Source organism: Rubrivirga aquatilis, from assembly GCF_046845665.1.
GTDB lineage: Bacteria > Bacteroidota > Rhodothermia > Rhodothermales > Rubricoccaceae > Rubrivirga.
The window spans coordinates 3,395,628-3,411,505 of sequence record NZ_CP177355.1; the positions used below are offsets into that span (position 1 = coordinate 3,395,628).

Annotated in this window: 17 protein-coding genes; 11 read left to right on the top strand and 6 right to left on the bottom strand. The window is 72.1% G+C overall.

Annotated features, from left to right (window positions below; translation table 11 throughout):
• Positions 1–40: 40 nt before the first annotated feature.
• The 3 genes from ACLII4_RS15005 to ACLII4_RS15015 all read right to left on the bottom strand — a co-directional run bounded on the left by ACLII4_RS15005 (position 41) and on the right by ACLII4_RS15015 (position 2,067).
• Complete coding sequence (locus ACLII4_RS15005; protein ID WP_412068212.1) at positions 41–1,021, bottom strand: DivIVA domain-containing protein; 981 nt, start codon at positions 1,019–1,021, stop codon at positions 41–43.
• Positions 1,018–1,269: a hypothetical protein gene (locus ACLII4_RS15010; protein WP_412068213.1), complete on the bottom strand. Its 252-nt coding sequence runs from the start codon at positions 1,267–1,269 to the stop codon at positions 1,018–1,020. The genes ACLII4_RS15005 and ACLII4_RS15010 overlap by 4 nt, the downstream gene beginning before the upstream one ends.
• Positions 1,270–1,344: 75 nt before the next feature.
• Positions 1,345–2,067 (bottom strand): YggS family pyridoxal phosphate-dependent enzyme, encoded by a 723-nt coding sequence (locus tag ACLII4_RS15015; protein ID WP_412068214.1) that lies wholly within the window; start codon positions 2,065–2,067, stop codon positions 1,345–1,347.
• 205 nt (positions 2,068–2,272) lie between these two features.
• Here ACLII4_RS15015 and ACLII4_RS15020 point away from each other — a divergent pair, with 205 nt between their 5' ends.
• Positions 2,273–2,467: a hypothetical protein gene (locus tag ACLII4_RS15020; protein WP_412068215.1), complete on the top strand. Its 195-nt coding sequence runs from the start codon at positions 2,273–2,275 to the stop codon at positions 2,465–2,467.
• Positions 2,468–2,519: 52 nt separating this feature from the next.
• On the top strand, positions 2,520–3,320 hold the full coding sequence (locus ACLII4_RS15025) for a TIGR00266 family protein (RefSeq protein WP_412068216.1): 801 nt from the start codon (positions 2,520–2,522) through the stop codon (positions 3,318–3,320).
• Positions 3,321–3,326: 6 nt separating this feature from the next.
• On the opposite strand, the gene ACLII4_RS15030 is transcribed toward ACLII4_RS15025, so the two are convergent.
• Positions 3,327–4,466 carry a DUF3524 domain-containing protein gene (locus tag ACLII4_RS15030; RefSeq protein ID WP_412068217.1) on the bottom strand — a complete coding sequence of 380 codons (1,140 nt, stop codon included), beginning with the start codon at positions 4,464–4,466 and terminating at the stop codon, positions 3,327–3,329.
• Positions 4,467–4,576: 110 nt separating this feature from the next.
• Positions 4,577–4,807 carry a hypothetical protein gene (locus ACLII4_RS15035; RefSeq protein ID WP_412068218.1) on the bottom strand — a complete coding sequence of 77 codons (231 nt, stop codon included), beginning with the start codon at positions 4,805–4,807 and terminating at the stop codon, positions 4,577–4,579.
• A gap of 68 nt (positions 4,808–4,875) precedes the next feature.
• Here ACLII4_RS15035 and ACLII4_RS15040 point away from each other — a divergent pair, with 68 nt between their 5' ends.
• Complete coding sequence (locus tag ACLII4_RS15040) at positions 4,876–5,571, top strand: ComF family protein (protein WP_412068219.1); 696 nt, start codon at positions 4,876–4,878, stop codon at positions 5,569–5,571.
• A 90-nt stretch (positions 5,572–5,661) separates the two neighbouring features.
• On the opposite strand, the gene ACLII4_RS15045 is transcribed toward ACLII4_RS15040, so the two are convergent.
• Complete coding sequence (locus tag ACLII4_RS15045; protein WP_412068220.1) at positions 5,662–6,282, bottom strand: ATP-binding cassette domain-containing protein; 621 nt, start codon at positions 6,280–6,282, stop codon at positions 5,662–5,664.
• A gap of 53 nt (positions 6,283–6,335) precedes the next feature.
• On the opposite strand from ACLII4_RS15045, the gene ACLII4_RS15050 reads away from it, so the two are divergent.
• From ACLII4_RS15050 to ACLII4_RS15085, 8 genes are all read left to right on the top strand, one after another.
• Positions 6,336–6,935, top strand: a complete 600-nt coding sequence (locus tag ACLII4_RS15050; RefSeq protein WP_412068221.1) for a superoxide dismutase family protein — start codon at positions 6,336–6,338, stop codon at positions 6,933–6,935.
• Positions 6,932–7,759: a DUF5715 family protein gene (locus ACLII4_RS15055; RefSeq protein ID WP_412068222.1), complete on the top strand. Its 828-nt coding sequence runs from the start codon at positions 6,932–6,934 to the stop codon at positions 7,757–7,759. Before ACLII4_RS15050 ends, ACLII4_RS15055 begins: the two co-directional genes overlap by 4 nt.
• 89 nt (positions 7,760–7,848) lie before the next feature.
• Complete coding sequence (locus ACLII4_RS15060; protein ID WP_412068223.1) at positions 7,849–8,880, top strand: DUF5715 family protein; 1,032 nt, start codon at positions 7,849–7,851, stop codon at positions 8,878–8,880.
• Between the two features lie 28 nt (positions 8,881–8,908).
• A complete protein-coding gene (locus tag ACLII4_RS15065; RefSeq protein WP_412068224.1) occupies positions 8,909–10,375 on the top strand; it encodes a TonB family protein in 1,467 nt (488 codons plus the stop codon).
• 57 nt (positions 10,376–10,432) lie between these two features.
• On the top strand, positions 10,433–10,846 hold the full coding sequence (locus ACLII4_RS15070; RefSeq protein ID WP_412068225.1) for an energy transducer TonB: 414 nt from the start codon (positions 10,433–10,435) through the stop codon (positions 10,844–10,846).
• Between the two features lie 37 nt (positions 10,847–10,883).
• Positions 10,884–14,336, top strand: coding sequence for a DNA polymerase domain-containing protein (locus ACLII4_RS15075; RefSeq protein ID WP_412068226.1), 3,453 nt, complete (start codon positions 10,884–10,886; stop codon positions 14,334–14,336).
• 137 nt (positions 14,337–14,473) lie between these two features.
• Positions 14,474–15,025, top strand: coding sequence for a fasciclin domain-containing protein (locus ACLII4_RS15080; RefSeq protein WP_412068227.1), 552 nt, complete (start codon positions 14,474–14,476; stop codon positions 15,023–15,025).
• A 105-nt stretch (positions 15,026–15,130) separates the two neighbouring features.
• Complete coding sequence (locus ACLII4_RS15085) at positions 15,131–15,796, top strand: NAD-dependent epimerase/dehydratase family protein (RefSeq protein ID WP_412068228.1); 666 nt, start codon at positions 15,131–15,133, stop codon at positions 15,794–15,796.
• Positions 15,797–15,878: the final 82 nt, after the last annotated feature.

A 15,878-nucleotide genomic window follows, 5' to 3' on the forward strand; every position in this document is an offset into this window, starting at 1 on the left:
TCCGTGATTCTTGGAGCCTAGCGCTGGACCTCCCGTCGGATCAGTCCAGATCGTCCAGGATGCGCTTGATCCGCTCGCGCTCCTCGTCGGAGGCGGCCACGGAGCGCTCTTCGCCGGTGACCAGCGAGCGGAGATCCCAGCCACCGGTGACGGCGGGGGGCAGAGTGGGACCGCGGGGGGCCTCCTCGGCCGGAGCGTACGCGCCGGTTGGACGTGGGTCGGCCGGCGGGGCGGAAGCGGGAGCGGGCGGCTCGGCGGGCGTCGGCTCGGGCTCGCTGGCGACCGGCTCCGGAGCGAGCGGCGCGGCGAGGGGCGCCGGGCGTGGCGCGGGCTCGCTCTCGACCGGCTCCGAATAGTCAGCGCCGCCCTCGGCGTCCGGCTCCGGGTACGCCGAGGGCGCCTCGTAGAGCTGGGACTCCGGGTACGTCGGAGGCTCGTCGTACGCCTCCGTCGCCTGGGGCCGGTCCGAGGTGGTGCCGGCGGGCGGGTCGATGGGCGCCTCCAGCCGGGCCTGCGGCGAGGGCAACGCCCCGGCGGGCGCGGCCGACTGGAGCTTGAGGAAGCCGACGGGGTCGTCGCCCTGGAACTGCGCCAGCACCTCCAGCTCGGAAAGCAGGAAGCCCCGCAGCCGAGCGGCCACTTCGGACTGGCGGCTGTTGAGCCGGACGATGTCTTGCCGGAGCCCGTGGCGCTCGCGCTCGGCGTCGTGCAGGATTTTCTCGGCCCGGAGCTCGGCGTCGGCCACCACGAGGCGGGCCTTCTCCTGAGCGGACGCCTCGCTCCGCTTTGCCGTCTCGCGCGCGGACTCCAGCGCTTCCTGCAGCGCCAACTCCACGCGTTCGTAGTGCGTCAGCTTGCTTTCCAGTTCACGGACCCGGTCCTCAGCACGGCGGGCATCGTCGCGGGCGGACTCCAGGCCATCGGCGACCTGCTTGAGGAAGAGATCGACCTCTGTGGGATCGTAGCCACGGAAGGCCTTGTCGAACTGCTTGCGGCGGACGTCGAGGGGCGAGAGATTCATGGCCGGTCGGGGGTCGCGGCGCGACGAGGGCGACGGGGGCGGCGGCGCTCGGCCTCGGGCCGAGCGGGCGCGGGCGGGGGCACCATCGAGGCGTGGAGCGCGTCGACGGCGGCAGAGACCCGGGCCTCGGCGGCGTCGGCGCGGCCCCGCGCGGCCTCGACGAGCGCGCGGATCCAGAACAATCGGATGGCGAGCCCGGCGAGAGCGGCGGTGAGCGCTCCAACGACGGCGAGGAGGGGGACGAGCATGTGCGCAAACTACGGCGACCGGGAGCAGGCCCCATCGCTGGTTAGAGAGAAGAGCGACTGGCCGCCACGACGGCGCTAGCGGGGCCCAAAGAGGGCCGTGCCCACACGGATGTGCGTCGCCCCCTCCTCCACGGCCACCTCGAAGTCGCCACTCATCCCCATCGACAGCACCGAGAGCGGGGTCGGCGAAGCCTCGAAGAGCGCGCGCAGGCGGGCGAACGCGGGCCGGACGACGCGGTCGAGGTCGGCGGCATCCTCGGCCATGGCGGCCATGCCCATCAGGCCCACCGGCCGCAGGTGCTCGCGCCTAGCCACCTCCGCCAGCAGGGCGTGCGTGTCCGACGGGGCGACGCCGTGCTTGGCGTCCTCGTCCGAGATGTTGACCTGCACGAGGACGGGCAGCACTCGGCCCGCCTCGGCCGCCTTCCGGTCGAGGGCGTCGGCCAGCCGGACGCTGTCGAGGGCGTGGAAGAGGTCGGCGCGAGCGGCGGCGTCGCGCGCCTTGTTGCGCTGGAGCGAGCCGATCAGGTGCCACCGCACCTCTCCCCCTTCCGCCCCGCCCGGCAGCACGTCCGACTTGTCGACCAGCTCCCCGACCCGGTTCTCCCCCAAGTCCCGCAAGCCCGCCGCGACCGCCGCGCGGACGGTCTCGATGGGGCGCGTTTTGGAAACGGCGACGAGGGTCACCTCGCCCGCGTCGCGGCCCGCGCGGTCGGCGGCGGCGGCGATTCGCTGGCGGACGTCGTCCGCGCGAGCGGCGATGGCGGCGACGAGAGTGGGGTCGGGCGAGTCGGGCATGGGAGACGTACCGACGCCCCCGCCCAACGGATCCGCCCGGAGCGCGCCCCGCCCACCGGATCACGGGGCGCCGCGACACGCCAGCGTTCCCAAACGACCCATCATTCACGGAGGGGCCGGCCTCTCCATCCCGCCAGCCCAGAATGGGCAGCGTGGTGCGGCCTTTGTCGAAGGCCCTGTGAACCCGCCCTCCGAGGCCATGCACATGCCCCTCTCCGCCGCTCGCGACGCCGCCCGTGCCGACTGGCTCGCGGGCGACGCAAACGCCTGGGCCCGCTACTCGGCCTGCGTTCGTACGCTGGCGACGCTCTCGCCGGAGGCCCGCCCCACCGACCCGCGCCGGGCCTCGCGGCCGACGCGCACGGCGCCGAAGGCACGTCGCCGAGACCAGCGGTCGTGACCGTCGTTCAGACGGCTTGCCGTAGGATTGGGAAGACCCTCCTCCTGCTGCCATGGCCGTCCACGACATCGACTACCGCCTGATCGGCGACGACCTCCAGATCGTCGAAATCGCCCTCGACCCCGGCGAGACCGTCCGCGCCGAAGCGGGCGCCATGCTCTACATGGACGCCGACGTGACGATGGACACCGGCACCGGCGGGGGGTTCATGAAGGGGCTCAAGCGCCGGATCGCAGGCGAGAGCTTCTTCATCACCTCGTTCACCAACGACGGCCGCGGCGTCGCGAAGGCCGCCTTCAGCGCGCCCTATCCCGGCAAGGTGGTCCCCCTCGACCTAGGCGAGCAGGGCGGCTCGTTCCTGTGCCAGAAGGACACGTTCCTGTGTGCCGCCTCGGGCATCGAGATCGAGGTCGCGTTCACCAAGAAAATGGGCGCCGGGCTGTTCGGCGGCGAAGGCTTCATCCTGCAACGGCTCACCGGCGACGGGCTCGCGTTCTGCCACGCGGGCGGGACGGTCATCGAGCGCGACCTCGCGGCGGGCGAGGTGCTCCGCGTCGACACCGGCTGCCTGGTCGCCTTTGCCGAGTCGGTCGACTACGACATCGAGTTCCAGGGCGGGTTCAAGAACGCGCTCTTCGGCGGGGAGGGGCTGTTCCTGGCACGCGTCGAGGGCCCCGGGCTGGTCTTCCTCCAGAGCCTGCCGTTCTCTCGCCTCGCGGACCGAATCGTGGCCGCCAGCCGGATGTACGCCAATAAGGGCGAGACCAACCGAGGGGGCTCGGGCGCGCTCGGCGCCATCGGGGGGCTCGCGGCCGGCGGGCTGCTCGGTGACCTCCTCGGCGGCGACCAATAACGCATCCTACCGCGTCCCGGCCTCCTCCTCAAACAGCGCGTCGAAGCGGGGGGCCTTGACGCGCCACGCCAGGTCGGCGGGGATCTCGCGCAAGACCTCGACCGGCAGCCGGTGAGACTGGCCCCGCAGCATCGCGCGCAGCATCTCGAAGAGGTCGTTCTCGGTCTCGTAGAGGACGGGCGCGTGGAGAAGCGGGCTGTGCAACCGCTCCGGAATCAGCTCCGGGTACGTCAGCCGGTTCGGCAGCAGCGGGTGGCAGCCGCAGTGGATGGCCTCCAGCATCGAGACGCCGAAAAACTCGTGGACGGACGTCGACACGACGATGTCGGAGCGCCACAAGAGTGCCGCGTAGTCCTGGAACGATTCGGCAAAGCCGTAGTGGAGCACACGGTCAGCGTAGCGGCGGAAGCCGGTCTCGAAGGCCGGCGGCTGCTCGGCGAACGTTTTGCCCGCGAGCACTAAGCGGAACCGCTCGCCCGCGTCGTCGAGCCGGTTCATCACGCGGAAGAAGGCCTCGGGGTCCTTGTCGTACTCCCAGCGGTGGTTCCACAGGATCACCGGCGGGCCGGGCTCGCGAGCCTTGCGCGCCTCGGCGGCCGGACGGGCCGCGTCGAGGCCGGCCAGGTCGAGCCCGAGCCGGAGCACGCCGCTCTTGGCCCGCAAGCCGGGCAGCGCGCCGACGTGCGTGTAGTCCGGGAACCGGCGGAGGAGGTCCGGGAGCGCGCCGAAAAACTCGTCGAGGTGGAACTGGCTGTTGAACACGACGCGGTCGGCCGCCAGCGCCGAGAGGTAGTTGACCGTCGCGTACGTGTAGTCCCGCTCCCTCCCCTCGCGGAGCGGGTACGTCAGCTGGTTCTCGTGGAAGTACACGACCACCGGCACGTCCGCCAGCCAGTCGCGGCTGAGCGCGAGGAAGGCGGGCAAGTTTACCATGTCCGACGCCACGATCACGTCGGGGCGCCAGCCGTCGGCGCACGTCTCGCGTGCCTTTTCCGCCAGCGTCACCGCGCCGCCCTGCATTCGCCACTTCCAGTACCGCGCCGCCATCGTGACGGCGCGGAGGTCGTGCGTGCTGTGCGCGGCGAGCCCGTCGAGGAACTGGCGGTGCGACCCGCCGAACCACGGCTCCAAGGCGAGGACGTTCATAGGGGGCTCGCTCGGCTCGTGGGAATGGGGGACGGGGAACAGGGAACGGGCAGAGCGCGAGGATGCTCGTCTCGGCGTCGTGCGGAGGCGGATCCGTCACCCATCACTCGTCACCCGTCGCCCAGTTCTGCGTCGAGGGCCAGCGCCTCGGCGTCGGTCGTCGGGCGGACGATGGCGATAGAGCGGACCTGCAGCGCCTGCCGGAGGCGCGTGTCGCGGACCTCGACGGCGGTGACGGGGATCTCCTGCCCGGCGGTCATCTCCAGCGTCCGGGTGTCGAGGCGAAGGTCGAGCGGGGCGTCGGACACGTTCTTGATGATCATCCCACGGCGTTCGGGCATCGGGAAAGGGGGGCGTTTGGAAGATGGGGAGCCGGCCAAGATATTCCCCTTACGCCCGCCCCGACGCCGTGCCCCGTTTCACTCCCGGTCTGCGCCTCTCCGACGCGGTACGCGGGCTCGGGCGGGGGCTGTCGGCACTGGCGTACCCCGCGCTGTGTCTCGGGTGCGAGACCCGGCTGGCGGACGCGGCCGACGCGCTGTGCCCGTCGTGCCTCCGCCGACTCCCCCGCGCCGATCCCGAGGCCGTCGCCGACCGGCTGGCGCACGCGCCCGTCGACCGGGCCGTGGCGCTGTGGGGGTTCGACCGGGGCGGGACGGTCCGCCGGGTGCAGCACGCGCTGAAGTATGGCGGGCGGCCGTCGCTGGGGCTGGCGCTCGGCGCGATGTTGGGGGCCGCCGCCGCTCGCGCCGGGTGCGCGCCCGACGGGGTCGTGCCCGTCCCCCTGTCCCGCGTGCGCCAGCTCGAGCGCGGCTACAACCAGTCGGCCTCGCTCGCGGATGGCGCCGCGGACCGACTCGGCGTCCCGTCCGCCCGGCTGGTCGCGCGGACCCGGCCGACGCGAGCACAGACCACGCTCTCCGCCGCCGAGCGCCACCGCAACGTCGCGGGCGCCTTCGCCCTCTCCCCCGGCGCCGACGTCTCCGGCCAACGCATTCTCATCGTCGACGACGTGTTGACGACGGGCGCCACGCTGGCGGCAGCCGCCCGGCCGCTGATCGACGCCGGGGCGACGGTGGACGTGGCCGCGCTGGCGATGGCGTGATCAGGGGCAAGGGGCAAGACGGGCACCCATATGACTGAGGGACAATCGCTTGCGGGAATCAAGTTCAGCAACGCCTCCCGCCCCCGGCCCTCAGCCCAACGCCATGCGGCGGGCACACAGCCCCGCCTCCGTCGGGTCGTTCGTCGCCAGCACTACGATGTGCGCGTCGTCGGCCACCAGGCTGGCGACGAGGTCGCGGCCGGCGGCGTCGAGCGTGGCGCCGGGCTCGTCCATCAGCAGGACGGGCGGGTCGTGGACGAGCGCCGTCGCCACGCGGAGCCGCTGGCGCATCCCGGTCGAGAACGCCGCGACGGGCTCGTCGGCCCGGCCTGCCAGCCCGACGCGGTCGAGCGTGGCATCGACGCGAGCGGCGGCATGGTCGAGGCCGCGAGCGCGGGCGAGAAACGCCAGCGTCTCCCGCGCCGTCAGCGCGTCGTAGACGTTGAGCGCCGGGGCGAGGTAGCCGACCGTCCGCGGCACGTCGCGGGCCTCGACGCGAGCGCCGCCCACCCACAGCTCGCTCGCGCCGGCTGTCGGCGCCAGCAGGCCCGCGAACAGCAGCAGCAGCGTCGACTTGCCGGCCCCGTTCGCGCCCGTCACCGCGAGCGGGGCGCCGGGCTCGACGATGACCGTGAGGTCGTCGAACAGACGGCGCGGACCAAAGCGCATCGACAAGCGGTCGGCGACGAGACGGGTGGACGCGAAAGGCACGCAGGAAGCTAGCCCGGACAGAACACGGCGGGCTGTGCCCCCGTTCTGCACACATGCCGCCGACACGCCCTCTGCTCACCTCGGCCGCCCTGTTTGGGCTCGCGATCGCGGCGTGCGACCCGGCGCCCCCCGCTCCCGCCCCGGTGCTCGCGGCGGCCGACTCGCTCGCCGATTCGACCGTCGCGCCCGCGTTCGAGCTCGACGTGCAGGGCGTGCGCCAAGCGCGGGCCACCATCGAGCCCGTCGGGCGGGGCGATGCGAGCGGGACGATCGCGCTCACGCGCGTGCCCGGCGGCGTCCGGGTGCTGGCGGAACTCTCGGGCCTGTCGCCGCAAGGCTTCCACGCGGTCCAGGTGCTCCGCGCGCGCGGTTGCGACGGAGACCCGGGGATCCACCTCGGCGCCGAGACGGGCGCGCCTCACGGGGGGATTTACTCGCCGCCCGGGCTCCGCCACGCCGGCGACCTGGGCAACATCCGCGGCGACGGGAGGCGGGGGCGCTACGACCGCGTCGACCCCGTGCTGCCGCTCGACGGCACTGGGTCTGCGGTCGGCCGCGCGGTCGTGGTCCGGGCCGCACCCGACGACGCCGCCAGCCCCGACGGTGCGGCGGGCGATGTGATCGGGTGCGGCGTGTTCGAGGTGGTCCGATGAGAGCCGCCCTCTTCTCCGCCGCCGCGCTCGTGCTCGGGGTCGCCATCGGATGGGTCCTACACACGCCCCCACCGCCCGTCCCCCTCGCGCCGCCCACCGCGGGCGACGCCCCCGCCGTCGACTCGCTGGCCTCCCACATCTCGCGCCTGCGCGGCCGGTTCGAGCAGCTCCGCGAGACGACCTCCGAGGAAGAGAACCGCCTGCGCCGCCCCCGCACGCGCTCGTATGCCGACCACCTGGAGATGGCCGACTCCCTCGGCGTCGAGCCATTCTCGTCCGAGGCCGAGCTGGCGCGGCACCTTGGGGCCGGCCGGCTGGTGCCGCTCGTCGACAACGAGGTCTACGTGGTCCGGGTGCTAGAGCACTCGAAACCGTTCGTGGTGCCGGCCCTGCGCGACCGGTTGCTCGAGGTCGGGCGCCGGTTCCAGGCCCGGCTCGCGGATGCCGGCCTGCCGCCGTATCGCTTTACGGTCTCCTCCGCCTTGCGCACCTCCGACCTCCAGCGCGCGCTCGGCCAGAGCAACCGGAACGCCACCTCGGGCACCTCCAGCCACGAATACGGCGCCTCCGCCGACATCGTCTACACCCGCTTCGCCGGGTGGCCGACCGCCGCCGACACGCTCGACGTGCCCTTCGTCGACCCCGCGCATGCGACGGCCCAGCGGCTGGCGACGCGCTGGGCGCATGACCTCGCGGGCACCTACGACGACCGCCTGTTCGGGGCCCTCGCGCGCGTGCTCGGCGAGATGCAGGACGGGGGCGAACTGCTCGTGCTCCTGGAAAACGAACAGCCCGTCTTCCACGTCACCATCGACGGCGAGTAGCGGCCCGCCTGAGACCGCGTGCGGCGGGATCCGCGCGCTCTGCTGCCCATACGTCCCCGCACCGATCTCCTCAGACGTCTCCCCTCTCCGTGTCCGACGCTCCGCTCCCCCCCTTCCTTCCGCTCGTCCCCCCGCCCGGCGACGGCGCGTCCGCCATCGACCCTCAGCCGCCGGCCACGCCGGGTGCCAGCGCCCCGCCCGCAGTGCCACCCGCCTCGACGCCCGCCGAGCCGGCGCCGCCGCCGCCGTCCGAGTCGGCCCCCGACGCCTCCCGGCCGACGCCCCGCTTGCGGCGCGGCTGGCGCTGGCTCGCGCTCTTTATCGTGGTCGCCGTCCCCGCCCTCGCCATCATGGGCGTGCGGACGAACGCGGGCGTCGAGGCGACCTACGCGCACCAGGCGCGGTTCGTGGCCCAAGCCGAGGCCGCATTCAGCTCGATCCCCCTGCTGACCGACGACGAGGTTGCGCTGCTGCGGCGCTCGCGCAATGCGCGCCACGTCGCGCTGGCGGAGTCGCTCGGCGCCGGGCCGCCCGCGTCGCGCGCCGAGCTCGACAGCCTGCGCATGGCCGTCGGCGCCGTGTCGATCCTCAACGACTCGCTCTACGCCGTCCTGCCCGGCGAGTACTCTGTCCCTGTGCTCACGCCCAGCGCCGCCGCGTCGCTCGACAGCGTCGCCGCCCGGTTCCGCGACCGGCTGGCGACCAAGGGGCTCCCGCCGTTCCGCTTTTCCGTCTCGTCCGTCTGGCGGTCCGCCGCCGACCAGGCCGCGCTGCGGGGCGGCAACGTCAACGCCGCCGCCGGGCACTCCAGTCACGAGTACGGCACGACGTACGACATCACGTACAACCCGACGCGCTACTCCCCCGCGCCCGACGCGCTCCCGCCCCCGCCGCCGATCGACGACCGCGTGCCGGGCTTCATGCGCGAAATGGTGGAGGCCGCCCTCGTCCGCGAGCAGATCGCCGACCTCAACCGGCTCGCCGTCGAGTACCCGTCGCGCCTGACGGCGCTCCTCGGCCGCGCCCTGATCGACCTTGAAGACGAGGGCGTGCTCGTCGTCGTCCGCGAGCGGCTCCAGCCCGTCTACCACATCACCGTCGCGCGAGAGCTGGCGCCGTAGGTTCGCCCGAGCTCCCGACTCCAGATCCGTGCGCACATTTCTCTTGGGCCTCCTGCTGGCGACCGCCGCCAGCGCCCAACCCTCCCCCGCCGACTCCGCCCTCGTCGACCGCTTCATCGCGGCCAACGACTTTACCGAGGTCCGGACGCAGCTCGACCGGATGCGCGAGCAGGTCGCCGCCACGGCGCCGTCCCCCGACGCCGCCGCGATGCTGGGCGAGATCTTCGACATGGACTTCGACGTCCTCCGCGACTCGATCCGGGCCGAGCTCTTGCGCGACGTCCGTCCGGACCTGCTCCGCGAGGCGACGGCCTTCCTCGAAGGCCCCGTCCTGCCCCGCTTGACGGCAGCCGCCAGCGACGTGTCCGACCTCGCCCCTATGGCGCTGACCGCCCTCGCCCAGGACCCCGGCGACCGACCACTCGCGGACTCGACGCTGGCGGCCCGCTACGGCCGCGCGATCCTGGCGGCCAACCAGCCGGAAGACGTGCAGACGATGGTGCTGGCGGCAATGGTCGAGCTGTTCCCGCCCGCGCTCCGCGAGCAAATCGACGCGCTCGGTGGACCCCAGGCGTTCGCCGAGATGTCCCGGCAGGCGGCCGGCGGTGAGGATGCCATCGCGGCCATGATGACGGGCATCTCCCGCGTCGTGCTCGCCGAGGTCGACCCCGACGACATCCGGGCCGTGACCGCGTACTACGAATCCGAGGCCGGCCTCTACGTCAGCCACACGGCGGCGCGGGCCTCCACGGCGGCCATACTCCCCCGCATGGTTGAGGCGATGCGGCCCATGTTCGGGGCCCTCGGCGGCGCCATGGACGAACTGGCCGAGCCACCGACGCGCTCGGTCGCCGACGGCGAGATCCTCGAGGCTGCCGAGGTGCAGCCGATGCTGATCGGCGGGATGGAGGCGCTCCAGCGCCGTGTGGTCTACCCCGAGTCCGCCCGCCGCGAGGGCGTCCAAGGCCAGGTCGTCATCGAGTTCGTCGTCGACGAAGAGGGCCGGGTCGTGGACCCCGACGTGCTCCGGTCGCCGGCGCCCGTGCTCGCTCGCGCCGCGCTGGCGGCGGTTCGCGGCTCGCGGTTTACGCCCGGCTCTCAGGACGGCCTCCCCGTCAAGGTCCGCTTTGCCGTCCCCATCACGTTCCGGCTGGCGGACCCGGAGCCGTCTGCGCTGTCCACAACGTCGGAGGCCTCCGACGACTTGGACCGGCTGGTTCAGCCGCAGTTGATCGGAGGGCTCGCGGCCCTGCAAGGACGAGTCGTCTATCCAGTAGACGCCCGGAGAGGCGGCATCCAGGGACAGGTGATCGTTGAGTTCGTCGTGGACGAGCAAGGGGGCGTCCTCGATCCAGTGGCCGTTCGCTCCCCCCATCCTCTGCTGAGCGCAGCCGCCATTGAGGCCGTGCGCCAGAGCCAGTTCGTGCCCGGCTCTCTCGACGGGCAGCCGGTCAAGGTTCAGTTCGCCGTGCCCGTCACCTTCCGGCTCCGATAGCGGCAGGGCAACGAAGTCGGGTGTCCGGCGTCTGGTGGGGGCACCACCGCTCGTCCGATGCGGCCCCTCCTGCTGGCGGCCCTCGCCCTCACCGCCGCCGACGCGCTGGCGCAAGCCCCGCCGCCGCCGCCCCCTCGACCGACGGCCGACACCGACACGCTCGATTGCGGGAGCGAAACTCAGCCCGTGCTGATCGGCGGGATCGACGCGCTCCAGTCGGCCGTCGTGTACCCGGAAGCGGCGCGGGCCGAGCGCATCGAAGGCCGGGTGGTCGTCCAGTTTATCGTTGAGCTCGATGGGCAGACCTCCGATCACCAGATCGTGCGGTCCCCCGACGACCGGCTGTCGCTCGCGGCGCTCGAGGCCGTCGGCCAGATGCGGTTCGAGCCCGGGCGCCAGCGGGGCACGCCCGTCCGTCTGCGCTTCGCGGTGCCCGTCACGTTCCGCCTTCCCGACGCCGAGCGGTGGTGACGGAGCGTCGTCGCTCGTGCCGGGTACACTGGCCGAGATGCCCGATTTCGACCCTTCCGACGACCCCTCGCCCCGCGCCAGCGGGGACGACGCCCTCCTCTACGGCCACGACCCGGCCGAGGGCCTCGTCGCGCTCCACCCGGTCGGCCCGGCGACCATGCGGCTCTACCGCCGCTCCGGCGGGGAGGTCACGACCGAGGACGTCCGCGTCCACCCCTTCGTCTTCCTGTCGGACATCGAGCTGCTGAAGGGCTTCCCGCGCGACCGGTTCCAGTTCCAGGAGCTCGCGGGGCCCGGCTACTACCGCTTTGCCGTCGCCTTCCCCGACCGGGGCGCCTACTTCGACGCGCTCCGCCACGTCCAGCGCGCGACGGGGTCGGAGAAGACGCGGCCCGACGAGGTCTACACGCCCGGTGGGCCGGAGCAGCAGTACCTCATGCAGACCGGCCGGACGCTCTTCAAGGGCATGGCCTTCGAGGACCTCCGGCGCCTCCAGCTCGACCTCGAGGTCTACAGCCGCGACGGCTTCCCGCAAGCGACGACGCCCGAGCACCGGATCATCCTCGTTGCGCTGAGCGACTCGACCGGCTGGCAGCGCTTGGTCGGCGCGCCGGGGATGAGCGAGGAGGACGTGCTCCGCGAGACACTCGCGCTGGTGAAGGAGCGCGACCCGGACGTGATCGAAGGGCATAACATTTTTGGCTTCGACTTGCCCTATCTCTTCGAACGCTGCCGCCGGCACGGCATCCCGGCCGACCTCGGGCGCGACGGGAGCACGCCCCGGTCGTTCCCCTCGTCGATGCGCTTTGCCGAGCGCCAACTCGAGTTCGACGCCGTCGAGATCGCCGGCCGCCACGTCATCGACACGCTCCACCTGCTGATGGCGTTCGACGTGACGCGCCGCAACCTGCCCAACTACACGCTGAAGGGCGCCGCCCGGTACTTCGGGTTCGCGCCCGAGGGCCGGACGTACGTGCCCGGCGACGAGATCGCGGAGGTCTGGGACACCGACCCGACGCGGCTCATGGAGTACGCCATCGACGATGCGACCGAGACCGAGCGGCTGGCGGCCCACCTCTCGGGGAGCACCTTCTACCTGACCCAGATGGTGCCGATGTCCTACGGCCAGGGCGCGCGGACCGGGCCTGCGGCCAAGATCGAGAGCCTGTTCGTGCGCGGCTACCTCCACGCCCGCCACGCGCTCCCCCGCGCCGAGTTCGGCAGCCAGGTCGTCGGCGGCTACACCGACGTGTTCGTGACCGGCGTCGTCGGGCCCGTCGTCTACGCCGACGTCGAGAGCCTGTACCCATCGATCATGCTCAACTACGACGTGCAGCCCAAGGGCGACGCGCTGGGCCTCTTCCCCCGCCTTCTCCGCCGGCTGACCGACCTGCGGTTCGAGACGAAGGACGCCATGCGCGACACGTCCGGCGACGACCGCGACGAACTCGACGCCCGGCAGAGCGCCTACAAAATCGTGATCAACTGCTTTGCTCCTGACACCGAGGTGCTCACGGTGAACGGGCCCAAGCAGGTAGGCGACGTGCAGGTGGGCGATCTCGTGTACGCCATCGACCCCGTCTCGCTCGTGCCTGCACTCCGCCCCGTCGAGGCCACCATGCGGCAGCGGTACACCGGGCCAATGGTCGAGATCGTGAACCAGCACGTCGACTTTCTGGTCACGCCCGAGCACCGCTTCCTGACCGCCCGCTTCCTCCCGGGTGGCGCCTTCGCCGACTACGCATGGGAGACGGCGGGCGACCTTCTCCGCGACTCGGTCCGCCGCAAGCTCCCGCCTCTGGCACCGTTGCCGTCGACGGCGAAGGCCCCTGACCTGGTGCGGGTCGACGATCTCTGTGACCGGCACGGTATCACGTACAAACGTGGACCACGCGGGATCAAGGAGCTCCGGCAACAGGGCCGTTGGCAGCCTGGAACGTTTGCCCTCGACGACTGGCTCGCGTTTATCGGATGGTTCGCCAGCGAGGGAACGCTGTACAAGAGCACGCCCCAGACCTTCCCGAGTGGCCACCGGCGCGGCGAAGGGTACCGGATCACGCTTTGCCAGAAGCGCGACGTAGGCCGCGACGCGATCCGAGCACTGCTGGACCGGATGGGGATCGCCTACGCCGAGGACCAGAACGGCTTCGGCTTTTCGTCGCGCGTGTTCTACGAGGTGCTGGAGGCGGAGTGCGGCCGAGGCTCCTACGAGAAGCACCTGCCCCCGTGGGTCTTCGGCCTCCCTGCCGAGCGCCTATCCGTCCTGTTCGAATCGCTCATGGCTGGGGACGGCGATGCGCATGGGAAGCGCTACACGACGGTCAGCCGCCGACTGGCCGACGACTTCGTCCGGTTGTCGCTCCATCTCGGGCGCCGGTCCTACGTGATGTCGCACGACGGTGCGTACCGGATTGCCGCCAACAATCCCACGGCGAGCGTTCCCAAGGGGCTCGCGTCAGTCGTCAAGGGCGAGCACCGCCGGGAAGTGCCGTATGACGGCAACGTCGTCTGCCTCACGGTGGCCGAGCACCACACCGTGCTGGCGGGGCGGAACGGCCGGTTCAACTGGTGCGGCCAGAGCTTCTACGGCAACATGGGCTTCGGGTACGCCCTGTTCAACGACTTCGCCGAGGCCGACCGGGTCGCCGCCACGGGGCAGGAGCTGCTGCGGCAGATCATGCGGCTGGCGCGCGCGGCCGGGGCCAAGGTCATCGAGGTCGACACCGACGGCGTGCTGTTCGTGCCGCCGCCCGAGGTCGAGGGCGAGGCGGCCGAGCGGGCGTTCGTGGCGGCGCTCAGCGAGCAGATGCCCGAGGGCATCCGGATCGGGTTCGACGGCCGCTTCCGGCGGATGCTGTCGTACAAAAAGAAGAACTACGCGCTGCTGACCTACGACGGCGACCTCAAGTTTAAGGGGTCGAGCCTGGTGAGCCGGTCGTCGGAGCGGTTTGGGCGGGCCTTCGTGCGCGAGACGATCCGGCTGCTCGTCGAGGAGGACGTGGCCGGGCTCCACGCGCTCTACCTCCGCCACCGCCGCCAGATCGAGGCGCACGACTGGCAGGGCGTCGAGAGCTTTTCCCGAACCGAGACGCTCAAGACCTCGCTCGCGGACTACCGCCGCGCCGTCGCCGCGGGCGACCGGACGCGGTCGGCGGCCTATGAAGTCGCCGCGGCGGAGGCCGAGCGGACCGGCCGCGAGCCCCGCATCGGCGACCGGGTCTCGTACTACATCGCCGAGGGCGGGGGCCGCGTCTTCGAGACGGCCACGCCCGCCGCGCGGTGGGACCCCGAGGCCCCGGACGAGAGCACCGCGTTCTATCTCGACCGGCTCGACCAGCTCGCGGCCCGGTTCGCGCCGTTCTTCGAGACCGAGGCCCAGTTCCGCCTCGTGTTCTCCGAGGAGGACCTGTTCGGCTTCGACCCCGCTGGCGTCCGGCTCGTCGTGCGCGAGCGGGACCCCGACGAGGTCGAGGATGACGTACCGTTTTAGCGACCGGGGCAGCGGTTCCCAGGCAAAGCGTCAGACGATGCCTGACAACGGTGTACGAGGGGCCCTCAGCCTCCGCCAATCGCCGAACACTTGTGCCAACGAGGAATGCAAGGGCCCTCTTCCCTTCCCCCTCGGATATGACCCGCCTCCTCTCCCTCGTGGCCCTCTCGGCCGTCCTTCTCGCAGCCCCTGGCTGCATGTCCTCCGCCTCGATGAACGCCGACGCCGACCTAGGCGGCGCGTCCGCTGGCGTCATGGTCGGCGGCGAGATGATGCTCCCCAGCCGCACGCTCCCCGACAACGCCTCGCGTGCCTCCAACCTGACGACCCTCGTCTCGGCCGTCCAGGCCGCCGACTTGGTCGAGACGCTCGCCGGCCCCGGCCCCTTCACCGTCTTCGCCCCCACGAACTCCGCCTTTGCCGCCGTCCCGGCGGCGACACTGAACAGCCTCTTGGAGCCCGCCAACAAGGCCCAGCTCCAGGCCGTGCTGACCTACCACGTCGTCGCCGGTCGCCTGAGCGCGGCCGACCTCCGCGACGGCCAGATGCTGACGACCGTCAACGGCGCCCAGCTCCGCGTCACCAAGCGTGACGGCATGGTGATGGTCGGCGGCGCGACCGTCACGCAGGCGAATGTGTACGCCTCGAACGGCGTCGCGCACGTCATCGACACGGTCCTGGTCCCGTAAGGCCCCGACCCAGCGGTCCCGCAGGGAGCCTTCGGGTGTCCTGCGGCGTCCCACCAGCGGGAGTCGCCTTCGGGCGGCTCCCGTTTTTTCGTTTCCCCCGAGCCCATGACCGACCGTACCGCCCTCATCCTCGGAGCCTCCGGCCTGGTCGGCGGCCACGTCCTGCGCCGGCTGGCGGCCGACGACCGCTGGACGCGCGTCGTCACGCTGGGTCGCCGCCCGCTCCCGACGGCTGGGGCGAGCCACGAGGACCACGTCGTCGACTTCGACCGTCTCGACGAGCAGGCCGAGCTGTTCGCCTGCGACGACCTGGTGTGCTGCCTGGGCACGACGATCAAGACCGCCGGGTCGCAAGCCGCCTTCCGTCGCGTCGACCTCGAGATCCCGTTCGAAGCCGCCCAGCTGGCGCACTCGGCGGGCGCGACGCAGGTCGCGCTCGTGAGCGCACTCGGCGCCGACCCCGGCTCGCGGATCTTCTACAACCGTGTCAAAGGCGAGGCCGAGGCGGCCGTCGGGCAGGTCGGGTTCGAGGGCGTCCACCTGTTCCGCCCGTCCCTGCTGGCGGGCGACCGCGACGAGGTCCGCGTCGGCGAGCGGATCGGGCAGGTCGTGCTCGGGGCGCTGGCGCCCGTCTTGCGCGGACCGTTGGCGCCCCTCCACCCGACGGAGGCCGACGACGTGGCGGCGGCCATCGTCGCGGTGCTCGCCGCGCGGCCATCGGGGACGCACGTGTACGAGCCGGACGCCATCCGCGAGCAGGCCGCACCCTGAGATCGACCGCCGCCCGGTCCGATTCGGATCCCTATCTTGTGGACGGACCCGCCCCGACGCGCCTGATCGCTTGAGACTCCGT